A 22,407-nucleotide genomic window follows, 5' to 3' on the forward strand; every position below is an offset into this window, starting at 1 on the left:
TAATAGGATAATTAATTCAAAAATAATAGTTAAAAATTTCAAAAAAACATCTTTTTACTATCAAAAAAATCAGTAATATGGCAAAAGATTTTAATGGACAAAATTCATTTTTTGTAACAATATGCGATAAAAATATTTCAAATATTTTATAAATAAGGTAGTAGAAATGAAAGCAATAAAATTAATTTTGTCCGCAACGATGGTCTCGCTATTTTTATCATTTCAACCATTAAATGCAGGCAATGAAAAACCGCAAAGTTCTGCCATAGGTTCTTCCATGCAAAAGGGAATTTTACTTTATGTAAATGAATATCGTGCAAAAAAAGGATTAAAGCCTTTGAAAATGAATAATTTGATCTCTAAAGAAGCTGAGATTCATAGTCGAGAAATGGCTATGCACAAAATTGGTTTTGGTCATAAGGATTTTAATAAGCGTATTAAGCGAATCTACACAGAAATTCAAGATTGTCGAGGTGGGGCAGAAAATGTAGCCTACAATTACAAAGATGCACAAGATGTGGTAAAAAACTGGTTAACCAGCCCTGGTCATCGCCGCAATATTTTAGGCAATTACAATTTAACTGGCATTGGACTTGCGCGGGATAGTCGCGGAAAAATTTATTTTACACAAATTTTTCTTCGTACCGATAATCCGGCTTATACAGGATAAATGAATATCCATTTGTCATGGAGGACAATAATGACTCACGAAAGCTTGAGTAAAACGAATTCGCAAACTATTCCTGCCATGCTTTATGGCACCGCATGGAAAGAGCAAGCCACTGCTGAATTAACTTGCCAAGCACTTCAAGTTGGTTTTGAGGGAATTGATACAGCAAATCAGCGTAAACACTACTTCGAGGAAGGAGTAGGGCAAGGTATTCAGATGTATTTAAAAAAATCTGATAAATCCAGAAGCGATTTATTTTTGCAAACAAAATTTACTTTTGCACCCGGACAAGATGAGCGAAAACCTTTCCATGACGATGATCCTATTGAAAAGCAAGTGCTGCAATCCTTTACCAGCTCATTAGAACACTTGCAAACGGATTATATCGATTCTTATATTCTCCATGGTCCTTATTTTACTTCGGGACTTTGTGCTGCAGATTGGGAAGCCTGGGGTGCAATGGAACGGTTAGTTGACGCGAAAAAGGCTTTCTTTTTGGGCATTTCAAACGTCAGTTTTCCTCAGTTGGAATTACTCTGCCAAAAAGCAGTGATTAAACCGACATTCGTACAAAATCGTTGTTTTGCCAATAGTCAATGGGATAAAGAAATAAGAGGATTGTGTAAAAAGGAAGGAATAATATATCAAGGATTTTCTTTATTAACAGCAAACTATCAATATCTGCTTACCCCTTTTATGCAATCTTTGGCAAAAAAATACAATAAAACAATCCCGCAAATAATTTTTTGCTTTGCTTTGCAAAAGGATATGCTGCCACTAACGGGCACTACTAATCAGCAACACATGCGAGAAGATTTGGAGATGGTTCAATTTAAGTTAGATGCACCTGAACTTGAACAAATAGAAAATATTGCTCTGCTGAGATGAGGTATGGCCAGTAAGACTATAATTAAAAAAAGTAAGGAGGTTTCCAAATGGACAATAAAGAAAAGCCCTACAATCCGCAAAAATCAGGCCAAACACTAGGTCGTAATGAACAGCAAAAGATGGGACACAATCAAGCAAATACGGAGCCAAAGAAAAACAAAGCCAGTAAAATAGGACGTAAAAAAGGGGTATAAGTTAAGATTGGGTTTCAGCAAATCGTATTTTGATTACCTATAATAGGTAATCAAAATATAGACAATCAAATTACGCATTACCCAAAATGGAGCTGGATTCAGCTTCAGGCTCCAATGACAAAGACGCATCATCAAAGGTGTTTAGGAACTCTATCCCCTCTTTAATTTCTTGTAACTGAAAATCATGTAGATATCGTCCATCGACGTAGATGCTATATACAGCCACTGTCAATAAAAGTGCAGACAGGACAGCCATCCCTAATCCTAAAAGGGCTAGACCTAATGGCCCGGTAGTCACAGCGGCACCAAATAAAATCACGCCAAAGGCTGATGCAGCAGTTAGTATGCTATTGGTGAAAATATTAAATCCAGAAAAAACTTTATTGAATGTTTTATCTTCCTCAAACTGAACTTTTAACAGGGAAAATGAATTATTTAGATATTGTTTATAAGGCTGGGTTGACTCATTATTAAGGGCAGCAATGATCGCCTGATTAACTTGCTTTTCCAGTATGTCAATAGCTTCAACGTGCGAGATTCCTTTTAATTGACGAAAACTGGCAGACATATTGGAAATGTGTTTTCTTAGTTTCAATAAAGCTTGGTAGTTGCTGCTTTCTCCATTTAAGACGTCCACCTCTAGCAGCTTTTGTTGGATCCTTTTTTCATAGTCTGCAGGAGAGAAGCGGGGGAAATATATTTTTGTGAAAAAGAACATTGTAAACCACAAAATGATTAAAGTGTGGACATCTTAGCAAGATTTTTTTATTTTTCAAGTTGATTATAATGACGGTATCGACTCTAATGATGACTACTACGCCGTTGTATGTAGTTTGTTAAAGCAAGTAAATTGTCAGCTTTGTCCCCCAAAGGACTTAGTGCAGCTTTGGCTTGCTGAAAATGGTTAGTGATTAATGTTAGCAATGCTGTTTTATCATAAAGGGTTGCAAACGTTACTTTGTTGTTGGCAGCATCAGAAGCGCGTCCTTTGCCTAGTCCATCGTTTTCGGCATAGTAATCAAGATAATCATCCTGCATTTGATAGACTAAACCCAGTTGCGTGGCAAAATCAGCTAAAGCGTCAGTGGTTTCTTTAGAAACCTGACTGGCAGCAAGTACCATGTTAAAACAAGCAGAAATCAATTGTCCTGTCTTAAGTGAGTGAATAAAGCGTAATCTTGATTCGCTGATTTCGGTGTTAGCCAATTCAGAAAGATCAAGCCCTTGACCACTGACCATGCCTGCAAAACCGCTGGCTCTAATCAGTTCGTGCGTAATATTTTTAACCTGCGATAGCGTTAGATGTTGTGGTAGGTAGGTGAGTAAAACCTCCACTGCGAGTGCTTGTAATCCATCACCAACCAAAATCGCAGTAGCTTCATCAAATGCCTTATGGCAACTTGGTTTACCACGTCTGAAATCATCATTATCCATAGCCGGTAAATCATCATGCACTAATGAATAGCAATGAATCAATTCAATTGCTGTTGCTATAGTATCAAGGGTTCCTTGTTGAACGCCTGTGACTTCCCCACATAGATAAACAAGTAAGGGTCTTAAGCGTTTTCCTCCAGGAAAAAGGCTATAAAGCGTAGCTTCTCTAATGCGTGATGCTGGGATATCTGCTTGAGAAACTATCTGGCTAAAAATAATCTCAAAATGTGTTAAATACTGACCCATTGTTTGGTTAATCATTGGGTATGTCACTGACTTTTGCATCGGACATAGCAAGCAATTCAATTTTTTGTTCAGCCTGATTTAAGACTTCCTGACATTTGCGCGCTAAGGTAATACCTTTTTCAAATTGTTTCAGAGAATCCTCTAAAGACAATTCACCTTTTTCAAGCTGCATGACAATGTCTTCAAGTTCAGCCATGGATTTTTCAAAATGGATAGGTTTGCTCATGGATTCACTGCTCGATAACAAATCATTCCAGTATACTGCTTGAAAGGTAAGTTTCAAACAGTTTATTGATATTCACAATGTTTCAAATCGTATTCATTATGCCGGGTATTTAAACCAAACAGGCATTACTTGAGTTAAATATACCATGAATTTCCATAAACCCACCTGCGATTCCACATTACCAAAAGGATCACTGTGTTGTTCCGGGTAACCAATGCCTAAGCCAAACAAGCCTGGACCTATAATGCCTACATGTGGATTATGAGTAGTGTTTTCGTAATCACCAATCACAATATTTTTACGTTTTTCAAAGCCAACGGCATAAATTACCTTATTACATTCTGGTAAATAGCGGGCTATATTCGTTTCAGTCGTGTTATAGCGAACCAGATTGGCAGGCAGGGTACCATCGATATATTCCCTGGCCCATGCTGCTGTCTGTCCTTTAAGGCCCGTGTTGTCAAATAAAATCCAGTCATCCATTTCAATGGCATAGCGGCAAGGGGAACGATAAAAATTAATTATTTTTTTAACCCCTAATTCAACCAAGTGCTGCACAATAATAATGGCTGAATGAGAGGAGCCAAAGACAGCGTAGGTTTCATTTTTATTAATGGAGGTGGCTAGAAGCTCTTTATCAATAGCAACATCAAAAGGTACAACCTCTACTCCCGGATAATTCAAGCTGGATGGGACAGCGCCTGTGGCCAAAATGACATTCTTTGCTTTGAAAGTCTGGGAGGAGGAACAAAGCGACCAGGTTCGATTGGTCAAAGCCATCGATTGAATCATTGTCTTCTTTGCTACTACGGTTTTGATAAGGTGGTCGGTTATCCACTGTAAAGGTTCGACGATTTGACTTAAACGACAGGTTTCTTGTGGATTGAGTTTACTAAGGGGGAATGCGTGAGATGCCTGGGAAAATGAAAAAGAGGCCGCTGCATTAAGAAAGTCAAGAAAGCGCTGGACGGTGGTATTACTGGAGACATTGTGCCAAAATTGTCCTAAATCACCCACTTTAAATGCGGGATCGATCCACAAAATGTCTGTGGCACTTACACCAGAGTCAAGTAATTTGCCGATTGCAGCAATTCCTGCCGGTCCTGCTCCAATGACCGCCCATTGAAAAATTTGATGATTCATATGTGATGTGATTTTTTCAGCATTTAAAAAGTGAATATTATCTTAACAGCGTTAAATAGTAACTATTTTAATGGGGTGATAGTCCATTTAAAGCGAGGCATGATTTTTTACCTCTTGTAAGTAAGCAACCACTTTTTTAAATTCTTTCTGGTCAAAAGGATAATCAAAATGGCTGGAAACTTTAATGGCTACCTCATTGAAGAGCTCACACATTTTAAATAAAGATGCCCACATTTTTTTATAATCAGCATTAACATAGGTTGTTAAATAATCTTGCCAAAGGCTTGGCTCAAGATAATTTTCGATATATTTCCCATACACTCCCATGGGTTTATTAAACCCTGTTTTAATTCCTACATACCAGAGGAGCATTTTAAGAAGTTCCTCTCTAACGATTTGCTCCGATACATGCTTTGCATAGAGTAATTGCCTTCGCCAGAGCCCCTTAGCAACATAGGTACTTACCCATAAAAATTCATTGCAACAGTTAGAAAAATGTTTAAAGGAAGGCGGGGTGGGTAAGTAATCATTATCAGTCGGAGGGTTAAATGGGGTTAGTAAATTCTCTTTATCCAATAATAAAATACTTTGACTGTCCCTGGGCATTGTTGTTAGCTGGGAGATATTCATTAAGGTTAAATCAATGCGATTCCAGTCTGTAAATAGCATGAGATAGGTGTACTTATCTTTAGAATCCGGCCACAGCGCATCCATTTCATCGGGCGTTTGCATGATAAGTATTTCACCAAACTGATCAATCCACTTTTTGTCGTTTACGAAGGGTTCAATATCAGTGACTAGATACACAATATCATAATCCTGAAATCTATCTTTTAGGCCAGACGGGCTTGCTCGAGATCCATTCAGAATGACTGCTTTAATTCTCTCATCGTTCTTAGCTACCTGAGTGATGAGATTAAGCATTATTGTTTCGTCACGCCTGTTTTTCATAATAGTAAATACAGTTAGGACACAGGGAGGTTGCACAGTTTTTTGGATTCATGCAGGATCCATAAATTCACTCTAATAGTCATTATTTCAATATGAAAACAAAAACACAATTCATTTGTAACCAATGTGCTGCCCTGTTTTCACAATGGGCGGGGCAATGTACACAATGTGGCGCATGGAATTCAGTCTGCGAGGAAGGCATTGTTTCTAATGTACGTGGTTCGCGTTTAGGTCATTATGCAAATCAACGCTCTACTATCACCTCGGTGGAGGATGTGGTCCTTGATAAGGAAGTACGAATGGATTGTGGTTTATCCGAATTAAACCGTGTTTTGGGGGGTGGTTTAGTCGATGGTTCTGTGGTGCTGATTGGGGGAGATCCTGGCATTGGAAAGTCGACTTTATTGTTACAGACATTGGCTAATCTCTCCAAGCATCAAAAAGTACTCTATGTCACGGGTGAGGAATCTCTCCAGCAGGTTGCTATGCGCGCTAAACGCTTACAACTACCGATGGAGGGCTTACGTTTACTTGCTGAAACACAGGTAGAAACTATTTTAGCCCATGCGCAAAAAGAAAAGCCCCGTATTATGGTCATCGATTCAGTACAAACTATCTTTACTGAAGCCTTAAGTTCTGCTCCGGGCGGAGTAGGACAGGTGAGGGAATCAGCAGCTCAATTGGTTCGCTTTGCCAAAACAACCCAGACAGCGGTTTTTATCGTAGGGCATGTTACTAAAGAAGGCGCTTTGGCAGGACCACGTGTCTTAGAGCATATGGTGGATAGTGTTTTATATTTTGAAGGCCAGAGTGACAGTCGCTTCCGGGTTATCCGTGCTATTAAAAACCGTTTCGGTGCTGTAAATGAATTGGGGGTTTTTGCCATGACGGATAGGGGATTAAAGGAGGTAGCTAACCCGTCTGCCATTTTTTTATCGCGTCAACCAGAGCCTACGCCTGGAAGTGCAGTGATGGTCACCTGGGAAGGCTCAAGACCAATGCTTGTTGAAGTACAAGCGCTGGTGGATGAAGCACACGGCCAACAAGCCAAGCGTATTACGGCAGGACTTGAACATAATCGTCTTGCCATCCTTTTGGCCGTGCTACATCGACATGGAGGTATTGCTACCTTCGATCAGGATGTTTTTATCAATGTGGTTGGCGGGGTTAAAGTGACTGAAACTGGGAGTGATTTAGCATTATTAGCCGCTGTTATTTCCAGCTTACGTAATCGAATATTGGATCGCGAGACGATTATTTTTGGTGAAGTGGGTTTGGCGGGCGAAATAAGGCCTGTACAAAGTGGGCAGGAGCGACTTCGTGAAGCGGCAAAGCATGGTTTTAAACGGGCTATTGTTCCTTTTGCCAATGCTCCTAAGCAAACTATTGCTATGGAAGTTCAGCCGGTAAAGCATTTGCAAGAAGTATTGGCAAAACTTTAAAAAGTAATGGATGCCAAATTTGCATCCATTACTTTTTAATCATTAAGCAGTAAGAGGATGATAACGTTCGGAGGTTAAAGGGTGCATACTATTATTTACAAAGTTGTAATGATTATTAACATCTTCTTTTAAGACTTTATTAAGTATTTTTTGTTAAAATCTTGCGCAAATAAGGCTTTTACTCTTTCCTATGCCAGCAGAAAGCGCCAAAAAACTTTTAATTCGAAACAATCGGAAACAATATCAAGATTTTTTAATCGATGAGTCTCCAATACTGCATTTACCGGCAATTTCTGCCGTACCCTGGATAGGTGCTGCCAATAGATTCGATACCTATGAGAAAACACCGTACAAATTTGGTGAGCATCAAATTAATTTTATCAGTAAAAATGGTGAACCTTATTCCTTTCAGTGGCAAACCGATGCTATACAATTAAAGCAGGCTGTACGTTGGGGAATTGTTCGCACTGAATCATTAACCAGTAAGGTTATTGCTGCGCTTGGTAATTATCGTATTACCGCGCATGAGCGTGTCCTCAAAGGAATGATAAGCAACACTCAACATTTAAAAGTTCAGCTTTTAGATCACTATCAACAACGTTTTGAAGCGCTGCAGGAATTGGAATCCTTGGTGAATAAGGACAATTCTCTGGTAGCTTATAGTACAGCAATTGAACGCTATAGGCAGCAATTATTGACAATTGATAGTAGCCTTGAAACGCATTTTAGAGGCACACAGCTAGTCACCCTTAATCCTAAAGCACTTTCCCAATTACGAGAAGATATTAGAAAGGATATTGCCAAGGCAGAATCTTATTTACAGACAATGGTGGAGGATTGTTCAACAAACCCACAGGCTTTACGGACTTATAGTCGAGCACGAGGTAAAAATTCAATCCTATATTTCGTTAAGCAACAAATGTCTGATAACTTGTTTCAAATGCAGGGAATCAATCAGGATATCAGTTACAGCAGAAAAAGGCGGTTTGCACTCACACGTGGTCATTTAAATGATTGTATAGAAGATGCCCGACGAGAAGTTGACGAGCATAAAGCTGATCTAAGAAATGCCATCACGCCAGAGCATCATGGTTGGTACACCAGTGAAAATGGCAGTATTACCTACGATTTCGGAAATGATAATCTCACGCCTTCCCGCCAGCGACAAGTATTGTTGGGCATAAGTTTTCTGGAGGGTTGGGATACCGTTGATTACAGTAATCCTGAAAAACCAAGCGTCAAAAGCCCACTGGGGAGTGAAACGCTAAGTGTAATTGTTGCTACGAATTGGCAGCTGCATCGAAACTTTGCGGTTGCTATGAAGAGTGCCGCCTTTTTTATTTTTAATATCTTTAAGGGAATGTTCACCTATACTCATCCCTGGGAAGAGGAGGCATGGGACAATAAAGAATTTCATCTTATTGCGAAAACCTTACGAGAAAAGGCAAGCCCTAATGAACCATTATTGCTAAAACCTATAAAATTTATTAAAGCAATCATGTATGCGATAAGAGATAGCTTTAGAGGAATTCGCAACTTAGGTACTGGCCTTTTCCATATGCCTAAAAAGATCTTCGATGATTGGAATGCAAGCAAATCTTTGCAAAATCTTAATACCGTCATTGAGGAGGCAGAGCATTGCCTCGCCCGTATTAACAGGGAGGAGACTGAGCGCTTGCAATATATCCTGATAGATTCAGTGCTAAAAAGCGATGCAAAACCTGTGAGCATGCTTGCCAGGACCGATTATCATCTTACGGCAGGTGAGCAAAATGATATTATAACTGCAATGGTTCGAGGTTTCGATGGTTTTGTCTCCGTTTTTACCCACAATGTTTATGCCAAAGATCCCGTAGCCGGTCTTCTATTTACTACAGCTTATGCAGCTGGCGCTGGCGCCATTTTTTATCCTGCTTTTGCGTCTACTGTTTTTGGTGCAGGCTATGTTAACTGGTTTACCCATTTTTCGTACAGCATGGGTTCTGGAAAATTCGCCGCTGCTTTGGCAGGTGGTTCCACACAAGCACAAGTATTCGCCACCGGATGGGATACGGCAGTTCATGGACCCAATAGTTCGGGAATCTCGGTAACCATGCAGATCGCTGAAGATCCGTTAACCTATAGTGCCTATTTTGCGCTTGCTTATGGTTTAGGCTATGTTTTGGTAAATGGTATTAATGGGCATAAAATTCCTGTTTTAAGCGATATGTTACGTGAAGATTTAGGTTCTACGCCTGATGCAAGCTATCCTTTTATAGGCGGCAAGTTTGCTCTTGGCAGTTATGAATTATTTCATCGCGATCCCACCGAAGATTTACATCCTACCAGAATTAAATTTAATGGTACTGAATATAAAAACTACCCTAACCCCGGCAATGAGCAGGTTATTAATCGGTTCCTGCTCGCACTTTGGTTGTCCAAACATGCTGAAACACTACCAAAATTAGATTCAGATATTTTGTTTGAATTAGAAAGACACCTGGATAGACTTTTCCTTAGAGAAGAGGCTGCTTCACTTAAGAAGATTTTATATCCGGAAAAAGAGCTTTCAATTGCTTTTCAACTATTTTCTATTCCCTTCAGTTATATCCCGGCAATTTGCCGCTTTAGTCTGGCTTTTATTTTAAGTCCCATTGCGTGGTTTATGGGTAATCCAGAGCCTGCTCAACCCATTAAAAGGGCTTCCCGTGATTTATACATGAAAATAAGCAGGGATCTGAATCGTCTTCTTATTGCCGGCAGTCAGTTTATTTATTTATGCTTTAAAGTGATGACAAGTCCGGTAAAAGCATTAGCATTCACTGTCAACATGCTAATAAGTCGAATTGCCGCTTTGGTCGATTTGATATTATCTCATTCTATTCATCAAAAATTCGCGCGGGTACATGCATTTTTTAATAATCTTGGTGAATGGATGTATCCAGCCCGAGCAATAAAAAGTGTGGTGATTGCCCATCCGGTTCATACGATTAAAGAAATCGAACATTCCTATAAATCGATGCTGGAACAATTCGCAATAACGCGATTTAGTTCTGATGTCATTATACAGGAAGAAAAGCAACTTACCCCTTCATCATTAAAGCTACCCCCTTCTGAGCTTCTTCTGGATAAAAGAGATCCACCTACAGTCAATATTTGATCAAATATTGTGCAAAAAAATCTCGTTTCTATAAAAAAAATTAGAAAAATTTAAATTTAATTCGCAAAATTTAAATTTATCAGCTAGGCTGACATAGTGCAACGCAACATAAATGGAGATAATAATGAATCAGGACTATTTTAAAAGTTGGGCTGCCTTAGTGACTGAAATGCATAAACCATTTCAAGCAATGATGGAGCTAAATCTTAAAACGCTGCAAAATTTACATTATGCAAAGCCAGAAGAAGCGTCTTCCTGGCAACAACCTCACAAGATGATTGATCATCAAATGAAGATGGCAATGGAAAATAGTCATCAAATGCTTGATTACATGCGCCAATCTTTTCAAATTCTTGAGAATGCTTTTGCCATGGTTTCAAAGGAAATGAGAAGAAATTCTGAACTTGCGGTTGGAAGAGCTAAGTCAGCTATGCCTGGGAATAAGGCAAAAAACATTCCCATAGAATTCGAAACTTCAACTACAAAAAAATCATCAAAATCCAAGAAAGCATCCGCTTCATCTTCCCGTAAAATGACAGCTGCAAAAAAAACAACGGCGAAGAAAGTCGCTGCTTCTCCTAAAAAGGCAGCACCTAAATCGGCTAAAGCTGCCATGGCAAAAACAAAATCAGTACCTAAAAAAAGTGCTAGCAGTGCTACCAAAGCCAAGGCCAAAAAAACGACCACAAATTCCAGTAAAGTAACCAAGGCTGTTAGCAGGGCAAATAGCCCCCAAATGGCAAGTACAGCCAGCAAAGTGGGTAGTCCCTCAGCGCAAAGTTCTTCAGCGAATAGAATGATGCCTCACAGTACCATAGCCTCATCTGCAGCAAAGATGTCAACACCGGTCAATAAAATAACAATGCCTCCAAGCAAACCGGTAATGACGGGTAATGGCAAACCCATGATGTCAAACAACCCAAATCCTGCGACAATGTTTAGACATAATGAAAAAATGCCTGAACCTAAAAAATAAATCTGCTCTATGCAGGACAAAAATTTAGCATCCCGTCGTTGCGAGCGTCAGCGAAGCAATATAGTACAATATTTGAACAAAAACTGTTCTGGATTGCTTCACTGTGTTCGCAACGACTGTATAAAATGTTGTCCTGCACAGAGGTATTTCTAATATAGTCATTGCGAACGCCTGATGAATATGCATAACCTTCCTCATCCAGGGGACTTTATGAAAGAAACATATCTTGATCCTTTAGATATTAGTATTCGCAAGCTGCAAAGAAGCTTGGTGTGTCTCCCTCTACGTTAAATAGATTTTTAAAAAACTATTTTAACCCAGGTATTAAGAGGTAGTAGTTACTAAAGACTGCCCAACTAGCTAGATAGTGCTAATAAAATTATTTGCTATACTGATAATGCCTTATTATTTTAAGCAATTTCGGTGCAAATAAGGAAACCAGGAAGGAGTTATTATGAAAAGACTTCATTGTTATCATCTCTTATTCCTATTTGCATTTTCCTTATTTCCCCTTAAAGGTTTTTCGGTCACTTATGTTGTTCATCCTGAATATCCAATCAGTGAAATCAGTGAATGGACAGAACAAACCCTAATGGTAACGCTTACCGCTGGTTTCCATGATGATGCTTCTGAGGCGGCTAATGTACGTCGTCATTACTTGCCTGCTGCGTGGACACCGATGGAGGCTTTTCTTCGTGATAAAGTACACCGAATCAATGAACAACACCTTACTCTAAATCCACAACCTGTTGTACCTTCAATTGTTACGGTTCAAGACTGTGAGGGTACTAGTTGTTGGCGTGTTCATCAGGCCTTTCTTATTCCTGAGTTAAGAAACCGAGTTGATTTCAATGCGCTCGTGGTTACAGCTGATCCAGCGCATGGTTCTCCTCTTCTTATCCAACGCTTGGATATTGTGCTGAGTGATTATTGATTAATGTTGGTCAAAATACTCGGAAGTCACGCCATAAATAGAACAGGCCAGCTTTTTATCAGACTTCCTTTCCCATTCCGGATTATTCAAAACCTCAATAGCATTGTTGTAGCCGGTATTTAAACGAATATTTATTGCCGAACGAACAAAATTATAGTCTTTAAAGGAATGCGAATAAGGGGTTCCATTATAGATAATATGCACAACACTGAATCGTTTCTCATGCCCCAACGCCAGAATTTTTTTCACTTCAGGATCTTCTTTAACCTCAGGGGATAATTTATTGCCTAAAAATTGGATTGCAGCCTGTAGGTTTTGTCGGCTGGTATAGACATTGGTTAAACGGCGTGAGTGACTTGCATAACGAATATCTTTTTGACGTTCTTCAAGTTGATCCATTGTTTCAGGCAAGGGGCCTTTCAAGCTAAAACAGTCTACTACAAAACACAAAGTATCAAGTTCTGGAAGAGCATCCAATACAGTGACCAGTGGTGTATTGGCATAAATACCCCCATCCCAATAATAATCATCCCCGATTTTAATGGCAGGAAAGCCTGGAGGCAAAGCACCGCTTGCCATAACATGATCTGGGGTAATAGTCATGGCCTGATTATTAAAAAACTCCATCTCGCCAGTGGTAACATTTACAGCTCCCAGACAAAGCGTAATTTTTTTATTATTAATCCTGTCAAAATCAATTAACCGTTCTAGGGTCTGTCGTAGCTCTGAAGTATCATAGTAGCTTAATTTATCGGGTGTATTTTGAGAAAGAGGTGTAGGAGCAACTAACCTTGGCTTGAAAAAACCATCCAATCCAAAAAAAACAGCGTACAAGGCCCCTAAGCGGTTATGGAGATGATGGGTCCAATCGAAAGCATCATAATTAATTTGGAAATCAAGCCATAATTTGGGAGCAATGGTATCCCAGAATTCAAATAACCGTTCCACTTGTTTGTCAGGTGGATTCCCGGCAATGATGGAGCTATTAATGGCGCCAATGGATACCCCCGCAACAAAATTGGGGCGGTACCCTCGTTCGTGAATAGCACGAAACGCGCCTACTTGATAAGCACCCAGCGCGCCGCCACCTTGAAACACACAAGCAATGCGATCATAAGTCTGTTTGGTATTTTTTGTTTTTTCAGGCTTATTGATCAAGCCCAGGGCATCTTTATGAACGGGTTTATTGTTTTTCCCTAAGGCACGTCTAACCATCCTTTAGCTCCAAATTCCTTGTATAAAGAAGAGTATATAACAAATATTCAACTGCTACAGTATGTAAATCCAATACCACATTTATCTAAGCTACTTGAGTATTAGCATAATTCATTAAATTTTAACATGCTAACCTCAGTAGTTCCTTGGGATCTATACTTAGAAAATGCAAGCAATCAAAGATGCATGCAATTTATGGCTCATAGAACATCAGTTGTTCTATAGGGAGGCGTAAGAAACTATCTTTGATTAAAGGAATTAAGATGAAACTTTTATTTTTGGGCGTGGCATCTGCCTTAACGGTCGGTCTTAATAAATTTCAATCCAATATGGTGCTTGAAACCAAAGCAGGTCAGCGATTATTAATTGATTGTGGTAGCGATATTCGCCATTCGCTTATCATGCAAGGTTATAGGTATAGTGATATTCATGCGGTGTATATTAGCCATTTACATGCTGACCATACAGGGGGGCTTGAATGGCTTGGTTTTTCAAAATATTTTCTGGAAAAAGAAAGACCGGCTTTATACATTAGCCCAGATCAAAAAAATGCCCTTTGGCAAAATGTGTTATCGGGAGGGATGGCCTCTTTGGAAGGGGAGGAGGCCACGTTGGAAACTTTTTTTGATGCGAAGCCGATTCACAATTATTCTTTTGTCTGGGAAGGATATTCATTCCAATTAATAAAAACCTGCCACACGTTTAATAATGATAAATTACTTCCCAGTTACGGATTGTTAATTACTGGCGATGATAAAACAATTTTTGTGTCTACCGACTCACGATTTCACCGCGAGTCTTTGCTGCCCATTTATGAGAAGGCGGATTTAATTTTTCATGACTGCGAAACGTCTGCCACCAAAAGTAACCAACATGCCCATTATGACGAATTGAAGACACTGGATGAAAAAATAAAAAAGAAAATGTGGCTATACGATTACAATGAAGGCAAATTACCTAATCCTACAGAAGAGGGCTTCCAAGGTTTTGTAAGCCAAGGGCAGAGTTTTTATTTTTAATTGCTTTTATTTTATGTGTTGGCTTGTTATTATGCACATCAATTAATTTTTAATCACCGGAGGTGAGTTGTGTTACAACGACTCATGATTCTCTTTTTATTACCCGGCAGCCTTTCGGCAGCAACAATGATAAATGCCATTGAGGGTGTGGGACCAAATAGGTCAGTTAAACCTTATATTTGTCTGCAGAATAAAGCAGGTAGTGTTACCTTAAAACTTGCTCCTGGACAATCAGGAGATGCTAATAAAGCTTCAGGCAGTGAGTATTATGCGGGAGCAACACTTCGTTTCGGAGGCTGTGAGTCATCAAATACCTATTTGGGCTACGTAGGTTTTAATATTAATAAAGCAAGTAATAATTCTATAGGAACGTATACTCCACCTGCCGGGGTGCATATTGCTTATACTAAACCCAGTATTGATAGCCACGGGCGAGTGGGTGGTGCGATAAACTATACTCCAATTGATACGAACAACCATTTAACTTCGGCAAAAACACCGAGTTATTGGCAATTTGCAGGATTTAATTTATCGGGTCTTGAATTTGGCAAGGTAATTGATCCTGTCGTTATTCCGAATCTTTCAGAAGCAGAGAGCTCAGGCAATTTTTCTGATTTAAAAGATACCCAAACTTTTATTAATATGGGAATGAATACAGTAAGACTTCCTGTAAGTTGGGGTTATTTGCAATTAGACGGCCCGGGTGAAGGTAGTCTTAATCTGGCATATTATAATAATTACATACGGCCACTTCTACAATCATTGACGCAAGCAAAAGTCTACACCATTGTTGATTTACATACTTATATGCGTTATTCAAAATTCGGTGAACAGTATTCAGGATGTGGGCAATCTGGTCCTTGTCCAGACGGTACTCTTGTCTTAAATGATAAGGCTTATCAATCGGTTTGGAATCAACTTGCAACCTTAATACAAATGGATTCTGCGATCAATAAAGAGTATATCCTACTCGATTTGATAAATGAGCCTGTGGGTGTTCCTGATGACAAAGTTTTTACAATACAGGCCTCGTTGATAAAAGCTATACGATCTCATGGGTTTAATGGTTATATTCTGATTGAAGGTAACAGTTGGTCTGGGCTTCATTCCTGGACAACTTACGAATGGACTGGGCAAGATGGACAACAATACAGCAATGCAAGTTTGTTTACCCGTGAGAATTTTGCAAAAGCTGGAATAAACGATTTATCAAAACTATTAATTAATGTTCATCAATATCTAGATAATGATTACAGTGGAACACATGACAATTGCTTGCAGGATTTGTCAACCATCGGTACCGATGGATTTAATTTGGATGCTTTTGCAAGTTACTTACAAGAGAATCGACTAAAGGCCATTGTTACTGAATTTGGTACAGGAAAAGATGCTGGCAGTTGTACAGCACCCTTGCGGCAATTTATGCAATATTTGCAAGATAATTCAGCTAAGGAAAAAGATTATGGTTTTGCAGGTTGGACAATTTGGTCAACTGGTCATGGATGGGGTGGTTATAACCTGCGTGTACAACCTGACTCTTATCAAACGGATATACTTAGGGAATTTCTTTAGAAGGTTGGTAAAACCTTCTAAAGTATAATAAAGAAGTACTTGAAGCCCTCCGTGGCCTTTAAAAGATATTGTTTTCTACCTGTGGCTTCATACTCATATAAAAAGCTGGCCATAGCCTAACAAAAAGCTCTAAATTTTCATTAAAGATAAGATCACTTTTTGTTATCTTTACATTAGGGTTTAAAGGGTCGGCTACTAGAGGCTCCATCAATCCTATTTTTTTTGAAGCAATATAGGTCATTATTTCTTCTTTTGAAAATGAAAATCCACTGGGAGATATCACCGTATCCGCAAACTGCTCATAACTAAGTGAATCAATTAATACTTCATCGTTAATTTTATTCAATAATTCTAAATACTCTGCGGGTGTTTTTTCTTGTGAAGCCAGATAACCAATGATAGCTTTCAAAACGATATTATTGTAATAATGAACACCTTCAATTAAATCAATGCCCCACTTCTTGTATCTTGCTACCAATGCATCGCGTTCATAGCTTTTTCCATCGTCTTTTAAAACAACAGGGTGTTTCATAAGTGGTACTGTGCTCTTACCTTTTTCCAGTATTTTTTCTTTAGTCCATGGGCAGATTAAAATATTGGCGATATATCCAGGCAAAGAAAAACGCTCTTCTTTCACTATATAGCGACTGGTTGCTTTAACCTGGGTAACTTTCTGTACTAAATCGCTAATATGACCGTCAAGACTACACGCTTGGGATTCCATGATATGGATAACTAAGCTTTCAATAAGTACGCTATTCTCATCAGTAATAATGTCTTTCTTTCCACCAGAATTTGTAACTAGTTGATTGAAGCTTTGTGATCTAGGGTTATGATTATTGATTACCCAACCGTTTTCTGAATTCATGTAACGTTTGGGAGTTTGAACGACCCATTGATCCAATCCCTTATTGTAAGCTATTGATTCAAAGGTAACTAAGCCAGGTACACTACTATGCCGTAACAGCCATAGTTTATAATTGTCAGCAAGGTTTTCTTTACCTCGTTCTCGCTCTATTTTTTTTGCAGTATTTTCTAGCAACGATTTAGCCTTCGTATCATCCATATTTCTATGTATAGAGATTATATGTTCTTGAGGTTGTTCAAATTTTTCTAGCATTGCCTATGTCCCCGTTATATTTAGAGTTAATTCAATTCATTTTGAACATTCTAACAACAGTTACTTAGGAAAATATTAAGTTTCTCCCTAAAAAAGGGAGCATATCTAAGTACAGGACGAAATTTTTATGTGTCGTAGTTTCGAACAAAGTGAAGCAATCCAGAACCGTTTTTTGTTCAAAGATCGTACTGGATTGCTTCGCAGGCGCTCGCAATGACGGGATTCTAAATTTTTGTCCTGTGCAGAGAGGGCATACTCGGAACTCGGTAATCTTGGTGCAACCACCTGCTTTTGAAAGTAAGTTAGGAGGTCATAATGACGGCTTGAAGGCTTATTAAGGCTTTGGCCAAAGGCATAAGTGGCAAGCCAAGGATGGTACTGTCACTTCCTTTAATTTCTGTAAATAACCACTTCGCCGATTCTTCAAAATGATAAGCCCCACAGCTTTGATAAGGTTGATCCTGTGTTAAATAAGCATCGATAGTTTTATCACTCAGTTCTCGCATCGTGAGTGAGGCACTATCATGATCTTGCCAAAGAAGCTTACCAGCTTTGGCTATACAATAAGCCGATATTTGCTGATGTGTTTTACCACTTAATAGACGAAGATGGGTCATGGCCACAGTATGGTTAAGCGGTTTATCCAGGTATTTATCGTCAATGATGCAAAGTTGATCGGCTGCAATCACAAAATGCTTAGGATAACGGTTACTCACCTCAAGGGCTTTGCATCGAGCAAGAGCGCTGGCTAATTCAAGCATCGATGCAGTCTTTAATTCTTTTTTGATAGCCTCTTCATCACAGCGGGCAGGCACGACTTCGAAATCAAGGCTGAGTGATCTTAAAAGCTGTATGCGGATTTTAGAGGAGGAAGCCAGAATCAGGGGGTTCTGTGTTAAAAATTTAGACATAAGCAGCTACCGAGGCCATGAGAAGAAAACCAATAATGACAAAGCTGAAATCACGCAAATTACAACAACGCTCAACCATAACGCAGCGTTCAAGCCCGTGAAGTGTCCCTAAATAAAGAAAAGTGCCAGCCGAGGCAGAAATTAAAATAGGATCAAATAAAGAGTGCGTTTCAACGCCGTGACCAAAATACCAACCAATAAAAATTCCCAAAGGTGTCATTAAGCAAAAACTTAAGAAAAATGCGAGACTCTGTGTGCGTGTTAAAGAACTTTTGTTAAGTTGCACGGCAATGGCAAAACTTTCTGCCCACTTATGGGTAATAATGGCCAGAAAAAGCATAATAACCATCGAGTTACTGTGGTTAAAACCCAACGCTGTCCCCAGCATAATGGAATGAATTGAAAGCATGGACCACGCTAGAATGGCGAAAGCAGGATGGGATGCATCATGATGGTGATACAATTCTTTCCCTAAATGTTCAAACCATAAAAAGATTAAAAATACAGCACCGGTGATAATAAAAGCGAAAGGATAGTGATAACCCATTTCATGGAACAATAAACTGGATTCTGGCAGCATATGTAATAAAGCAGCCCCCAGGAAAACACCTGTTGCCAGGGTTTCCCCGATGGGAAAATCAATATGCCCTTCTCCCTGAATACGTTTTTTAAATGGATACCAGCCAGCCAAAAGAATCACAACAAAAAGTATCAAGGCAAAAACTATTTTTAAAGTGGCCGTAGCCATCACGCATCCCCTTATGAAGCCTGTACAACATTAATGGGTTGTCCATTAAGAAAGTGAATAATATTTTCACAGACTACATTTAGCAAGCGTTTTCGTGCAGCAATAGAAGCCCAGGCAACATGAGGCGTGATAACACAGTTAGGTAAACCGATTAAAGGATGATTAGTAGACGGTGGTTCCTGGGTTAGAACATCAAGATAAGCCGCGCTAATCTGTTTATTTTTTAGCGCGTTGGCTAAATCCAATTCATTTACCAAACCGCCCCGACCTGTATTAATGAGAATAGCTTCTGGTTTCATAAAACGAAGTGAATTTTGATTAATAATATGCTTTGTTTCTGTGGTTAACGGGCAATGCAAGCTTAAAACATCGCTTTGTGTGAAGAGATCCCTTAGGCTCACCCAGGTTGTCAACTTGTCGGAAAAGGCAGAAGGCTTATGGGCAATCACTTTCATCCCCAAAGCACTGGCAATCTGAGCCACCTTCTTTGCAACTCTACCATATCCCATTAACCCTAAAGTCATGCCTGCTAATTCACACACAGGATTTAACCAATAAGCAAAGTAAGGTTGATTTTGCCAGTCGCCGCGTTGGATAGAGCGATTATGGGTTTCTACATGGTTGGTATGGGCAAGCAACAAAGCAAAGACATGTTGGGCTACACTGTCTGTGCTGTAATCTGGAACATTGGTGACAATAATATGATGTTTGCTTGCTGCATTGACATCGATATTGTCGACACCTGTTGCTGTTTCCCCGATGTAACGAAGTTGCGGGAGTTTGGCAAAATGCTCTGCAGTCAATTTTACCTTATTAGTAATTAAAATGTTTGCATCAAAGGCTCGTTCAATCACAAGCTCAGCGGGTGTTCTCTCGTAAAGAACGACATCACCAAGGGTAGTTAGCATTTCCAATGATAAGCCATCATTAATTAATGGTTTAGAATCTAATACAACAATCTTATTTTTCATACTAGATATCCCTACTGCCAGTAAAAGCGTATGTGTATTGGGTGTTCCTCAGATTCCAAATCTTTGGAAATACGATCTTTAAAAGAGCTCAAATTTGAAGGGTTTTGCGAGAAAATTAAATCAATGGTCAATGTGCCATCCAGGTAATGGATAGTCCAATTGGAGAGTTCCGGATAATCTTTTTGCCAATTGAAAATCAAGCGTTTTTGCAATGCTTCACGACTGGGTAAATGAAGCGAAGGACAAGAAATTTCATCATCTTCTGGGTCAACATGGACAGTAACGTCTTTGACACGCTCCAATTGATTCACCAGTGCCTGATGCACATGTTGGGCAATATAATGTCCTTCCGAGACAGAAATGTAAGGTGAAACAAGAATATGGACATCAATTAAAATATCACCTCCCATTAAACGGCTACGCAATTGGTGAATGCGTTCAACACCGTGCACGCTCTGGATAATGGTTTCTATTTTTTTTAAGGTTTCCGAATCTACAGCGGTATCAATTAGCTCTTTGACACTGCCCCAGCCGTAACTAATCCCCATTTTAATAATCATGAAAGCAACGATGACGGCAGCTACCGCATCAAGATATATAAACCCCAGGAGCGTTCCAATAAGTCCAAGAGAAACGACTATAGAGGACGCGGCGTCTGAACGATGATGCCAGGCATTGGCAATGACCAGGGATGATTGGATGCGTTTTCCCACATGATAGGTCCAGTGAAATAAAATTTCATTGGCAAAAACAGAGAGTAAAGCAATAGGAAGAGTCACCCAACCGGGATAATCATGCGAGCCCCTGATGATTTCATGAATAGAATCCCAGGCAATACCAGCACCTGCAAGAATGAGTAATAAAGCAAGAAGCAAGGTGGCAGCGGTTTCTATACGCTGATGTCCGTAAGGATGCGAAGCATCCGCATCCTGACTGCCGTATTTAGAAGCGAATACCACCATTAAATCAGTAAACAGATCAGAAAAGGAATGAATACCGTCTGCCACTAGCGCGTGTGAGTGAAAGAAGAGTCCGCCGATAAGTTTAATAAATCCCAAGATCGCATTCACTACAGCACCAATAAGGGTAATTTTTTTAGCCTGCAGGTAACGCGCTTGTTGGGTCATTCCTAGTCCTTTATTAGTTCGAGTGTAATCACTATTTCACCATCGACTTCTTTACACTCGAGAAGTTTATGGCCATTGATGCGGCCCCAACAGGGGAGATCATGCTGGGTACCCGGGTCAGTGGCAATGATAGTTAATGTATCGCCATGTGCAAGTTTTTTTGCCATGTTTTGCGTTTTAATGACTGGCATGGGGCATAACAGCCGGCGAGCGTCTAAATCGTAATGGGCCATGGTTACCTCTCATAAATACCAGGCTTGAGGAATTTCCTCAGCACGTAAGGGTTGCACGGTCAACACTTGTTGTTGGCCGTCCAAATGATGGAGTTCAACCTCTACACTAACTTCTTCCCGACCAGAACAAAAGCGCCCGGCAATGCGTGCGCAGGTTATAAAATCATCAGGTTCTGGTTGTCCCTCAATTAGAATCATGGGTCCACGATGATTGCGAACCAGCATGTGAGTAAATTGCTTGCGATAACCGGTTAGAAAATTACTTTCAGCCTCATCACGGGCAATAATCATTTTATAATGTGGAAGGGGGCGAATATGTCTGCCAGCTTTTAGCAAAATAATATCCTCAAGATCATAATCGCGTGTTGTCCGGTGTTCCCACATATCACGTAAACGACGGGTATAATTATCATCAGTTAACACGCAGCATCCGCCTGCCGGCTGAGCAAACTCATCGATTGCCATGGATGCGGCAAGCCCTAATTGCGGTTTGCGATTGCGCCCCCTAAAATCATATAAGGTTTCCCGATTAACCCATCCTTCACGTTCTGGCAAAGTGGGAGGGAGCAACTTTGCACACAGTGGTCGTAACAGGCGATCTTCTGCCCCTGATTTTTCCGCAATCAAGGGCATGGTTGCACTACGTTGCGATTTTGGACGTTGTCCGACTACCTCGCCGGTGATGATGAAGTCAAAGTTATTTTCCAACATCCACTTGTAAGCTTCCTGCACCATAAAAATTTTACAATCCAAACAAGGATTTACATTTTTGCCATAGCCATGTTTAGGATTAAGTAAAATTTCTTTATACGGTTCAACGATATCAATAATGTGAAGTTGGATACCTAATTGTTCGGCCACCCAAAGCGCATCATTACGCAACGGTTTTTCCGTTTTACGGTTACGGATAGCCGAAGTATGGCCTGAATGGCAAAAACCGGTATAAAAATTTATTCCTTCAACATGGATGCCTTGCTCCTGGACTACTTTGACCGCCAGCATGGAATCCAGTCCACCCGAAATCAACGCTACTGCTTTACGCTTTGATGACATGAGAAAAACCTGATAATAAAATGACCAATATTTTAACCGTTCCTGGCTGTGGGTCAAGTTGCGGACATCGAATAGATACACAATCAATGCAATGTGACGATTCAGAATAACTTACCAGACAGGTCGCATTACTGTCACAGTAATTTGAGCAATGTTAAAAACAAGATCTTTTTGTCAAATATTCTATTATATAGC

22 protein-coding genes and 1 pseudogene are annotated in these 22,407 nt (G+C 39.7%); 10 read left to right on the forward strand and 13 right to left on the reverse strand.

Annotated features, from left to right (window positions below; translation table 11 throughout):
* The first annotated feature begins 166 nt into the window (after positions 1–166).
* From Ljam_RS13430 to Ljam_RS15265, 3 genes are read left to right on the forward strand one after another with little or no spacing between them, the layout of a single operon-like run.
* Positions 167–670, forward strand: coding sequence for a CAP domain-containing protein (locus Ljam_RS13430; protein WP_238583736.1), 504 nt, complete (start codon positions 167–169; stop codon positions 668–670).
* A gap of 30 nt (positions 671–700) precedes the next feature.
* Entirely contained in the window at positions 701–1,558 is an 858-nt protein-coding gene (locus Ljam_RS13435; protein WP_058450499.1) for an aldo/keto reductase family protein, read from the forward strand.
* A gap of 47 nt (positions 1,559–1,605) precedes the next feature.
* Positions 1,606–1,752 (forward strand): hypothetical protein, encoded by a 147-nt coding sequence (locus Ljam_RS15265; protein ID WP_156411932.1) that lies wholly within the window; start codon positions 1,606–1,608, stop codon positions 1,750–1,752.
* A gap of 70 nt (positions 1,753–1,822) precedes the next feature.
* Here the strand turns inward: Ljam_RS15265 and Ljam_RS13440 are convergent, their stop codons facing one another.
* The 5 genes from Ljam_RS13440 to Ljam_RS13460 all read right to left on the reverse strand — a co-directional run bounded on the left by Ljam_RS13440 (position 1,823) and on the right by Ljam_RS13460 (position 5,752).
* Complete coding sequence (locus tag Ljam_RS13440) at positions 1,823–2,389, reverse strand: hypothetical protein (RefSeq protein ID WP_131762200.1); 567 nt, start codon at positions 2,387–2,389, stop codon at positions 1,823–1,825.
* Between the two features lie 164 nt (positions 2,390–2,553).
* The gene (locus Ljam_RS13445) at positions 2,554–3,447 is read right to left on the reverse strand and encodes a polyprenyl synthetase family protein (RefSeq protein ID WP_058450501.1); all 894 of its coding nucleotides are present in this window, start codon (positions 3,445–3,447) and stop codon (positions 2,554–2,556) included.
* Positions 3,440–3,658 carry an exodeoxyribonuclease VII small subunit gene (locus Ljam_RS13450; protein ID WP_058450502.1) on the reverse strand — a complete coding sequence of 73 codons (219 nt, stop codon included), beginning with the start codon at positions 3,656–3,658 and terminating at the stop codon, positions 3,440–3,442. The genes Ljam_RS13445 and Ljam_RS13450 overlap by 8 nt, the downstream gene beginning before the upstream one ends.
* A 96-nt stretch (positions 3,659–3,754) precedes the next feature.
* On the reverse strand, positions 3,755–4,801 hold the full coding sequence (locus tag Ljam_RS13455) for an FAD-dependent oxidoreductase (RefSeq protein ID WP_058450503.1): 1,047 nt from the start codon (positions 4,799–4,801) through the stop codon (positions 3,755–3,757).
* An 87-nt stretch (positions 4,802–4,888) separates the two neighbouring features.
* A complete protein-coding gene (locus Ljam_RS13460) occupies positions 4,889–5,752 on the reverse strand; it encodes an aminoglycoside 6-adenylyltransferase (RefSeq protein WP_058450837.1) in 864 nt (287 codons plus the stop codon).
* A 92-nt stretch (positions 5,753–5,844) separates the two neighbouring features.
* Between Ljam_RS13460 and radA the strand changes: the two genes are divergently transcribed.
* From radA to Ljam_RS13480, 5 genes and pseudogenes are all read left to right on the forward strand, one after another.
* Positions 5,845–7,194 (forward strand): DNA repair protein RadA, encoded by a 1,350-nt coding sequence (radA, locus tag Ljam_RS13465; RefSeq protein ID WP_058450504.1) that lies wholly within the window; start codon positions 5,845–5,847, stop codon positions 7,192–7,194.
* Between the two features lie 190 nt (positions 7,195–7,384).
* Positions 7,385–10,333, forward strand: a complete 2,949-nt coding sequence (locus Ljam_RS13470) for a hypothetical protein (RefSeq protein WP_058450505.1) — start codon at positions 7,385–7,387, stop codon at positions 10,331–10,333.
* A gap of 124 nt (positions 10,334–10,457) precedes the next feature.
* Positions 10,458–11,309: a hypothetical protein gene (locus Ljam_RS13475; protein ID WP_058450506.1), complete on the forward strand. Its 852-nt coding sequence runs from the start codon at positions 10,458–10,460 to the stop codon at positions 11,307–11,309.
* 260 nt (positions 11,310–11,569) lie between these two features.
* Positions 11,570–11,644: pseudogene (locus Ljam_RS15675) on the forward strand (hypothetical protein); the annotation flags it as partial.
* 119 nt (positions 11,645–11,763) lie between these two features.
* Positions 11,764–12,243, forward strand: coding sequence for a hypothetical protein (locus tag Ljam_RS13480; protein WP_058450507.1), 480 nt, complete (start codon positions 11,764–11,766; stop codon positions 12,241–12,243).
* Here the strand turns inward: Ljam_RS13480 and Ljam_RS13485 are convergent, their stop codons facing one another.
* Positions 12,244–13,458 (reverse strand): patatin-like phospholipase family protein, encoded by a 1,215-nt coding sequence (locus Ljam_RS13485; RefSeq protein WP_058450508.1) that lies wholly within the window; start codon positions 13,456–13,458, stop codon positions 12,244–12,246.
* A 263-nt stretch (positions 13,459–13,721) separates the two neighbouring features.
* Here Ljam_RS13485 and Ljam_RS13490 point away from each other — a divergent pair, with 263 nt between their 5' ends.
* Both Ljam_RS13490 and Ljam_RS13495 read left to right on the forward strand, forming a co-directional pair.
* Positions 13,722–14,477: an MBL fold metallo-hydrolase gene (locus Ljam_RS13490; RefSeq protein WP_058450509.1), complete on the forward strand. Its 756-nt coding sequence runs from the start codon at positions 13,722–13,724 to the stop codon at positions 14,475–14,477.
* Between the two features lie 69 nt (positions 14,478–14,546).
* Positions 14,547–16,049, forward strand: coding sequence for a glycoside hydrolase family 5 protein (locus tag Ljam_RS13495; RefSeq protein WP_131762198.1), 1,503 nt, complete (start codon positions 14,547–14,549; stop codon positions 16,047–16,049).
* 58 nt (positions 16,050–16,107) lie between these two features.
* Here the strand turns inward: Ljam_RS13495 and Ljam_RS13500 are convergent, their stop codons facing one another.
* From Ljam_RS13500 to Ljam_RS13530, 7 genes are all read right to left on the reverse strand, one after another.
* Positions 16,108–17,169: an RING finger protein gene (locus Ljam_RS13500; protein ID WP_058450511.1), complete on the reverse strand. Its 1,062-nt coding sequence runs from the start codon at positions 17,167–17,169 to the stop codon at positions 16,108–16,110.
* 302 nt (positions 17,170–17,471) lie between these two features.
* Positions 17,472–18,080 carry a Maf family protein gene (locus tag Ljam_RS13505; protein WP_058450512.1) on the reverse strand — a complete coding sequence of 203 codons (609 nt, stop codon included), beginning with the start codon at positions 18,078–18,080 and terminating at the stop codon, positions 17,472–17,474.
* Positions 18,073–18,828, reverse strand: a complete 756-nt coding sequence (locus Ljam_RS13510) for a ZIP family metal transporter (RefSeq protein WP_065235554.1) — start codon at positions 18,826–18,828, stop codon at positions 18,073–18,075. Before Ljam_RS13510 ends, Ljam_RS13505 begins: the two co-directional genes overlap by 8 nt.
* 11 nt (positions 18,829–18,839) lie before the next feature.
* Positions 18,840–19,799, reverse strand: coding sequence for a D-2-hydroxyacid dehydrogenase (locus Ljam_RS13515; RefSeq protein WP_058450514.1), 960 nt, complete (start codon positions 19,797–19,799; stop codon positions 18,840–18,842).
* A gap of 11 nt (positions 19,800–19,810) precedes the next feature.
* Positions 19,811–20,926: a cation diffusion facilitator family transporter gene (locus Ljam_RS13520; protein WP_058450515.1), complete on the reverse strand. Its 1,116-nt coding sequence runs from the start codon at positions 20,924–20,926 to the stop codon at positions 19,811–19,813.
* Between the two features lie 2 nt (positions 20,927–20,928).
* Entirely contained in the window at positions 20,929–21,159 is a 231-nt protein-coding gene (locus Ljam_RS13525) for a sulfurtransferase TusA family protein (protein ID WP_058450516.1), read from the reverse strand.
* Positions 21,160–21,168: 9 nt separating this feature from the next.
* Positions 21,169–22,212 (reverse strand): tRNA (5-methylaminomethyl-2-thiouridylate)-methyltransferase, encoded by a 1,044-nt coding sequence (locus Ljam_RS13530; RefSeq protein ID WP_058450517.1) that lies wholly within the window; start codon positions 22,210–22,212, stop codon positions 21,169–21,171.
* Between the last annotated feature and the right edge of the window lie 195 nt (positions 22,213–22,407).

The organism is Legionella jamestowniensis (assembly GCF_001467745.1).
In the GTDB taxonomy this organism is placed as follows: Bacteria; Pseudomonadota; Gammaproteobacteria; order Legionellales; family Legionellaceae; genus Tatlockia; species Tatlockia jamestowniensis.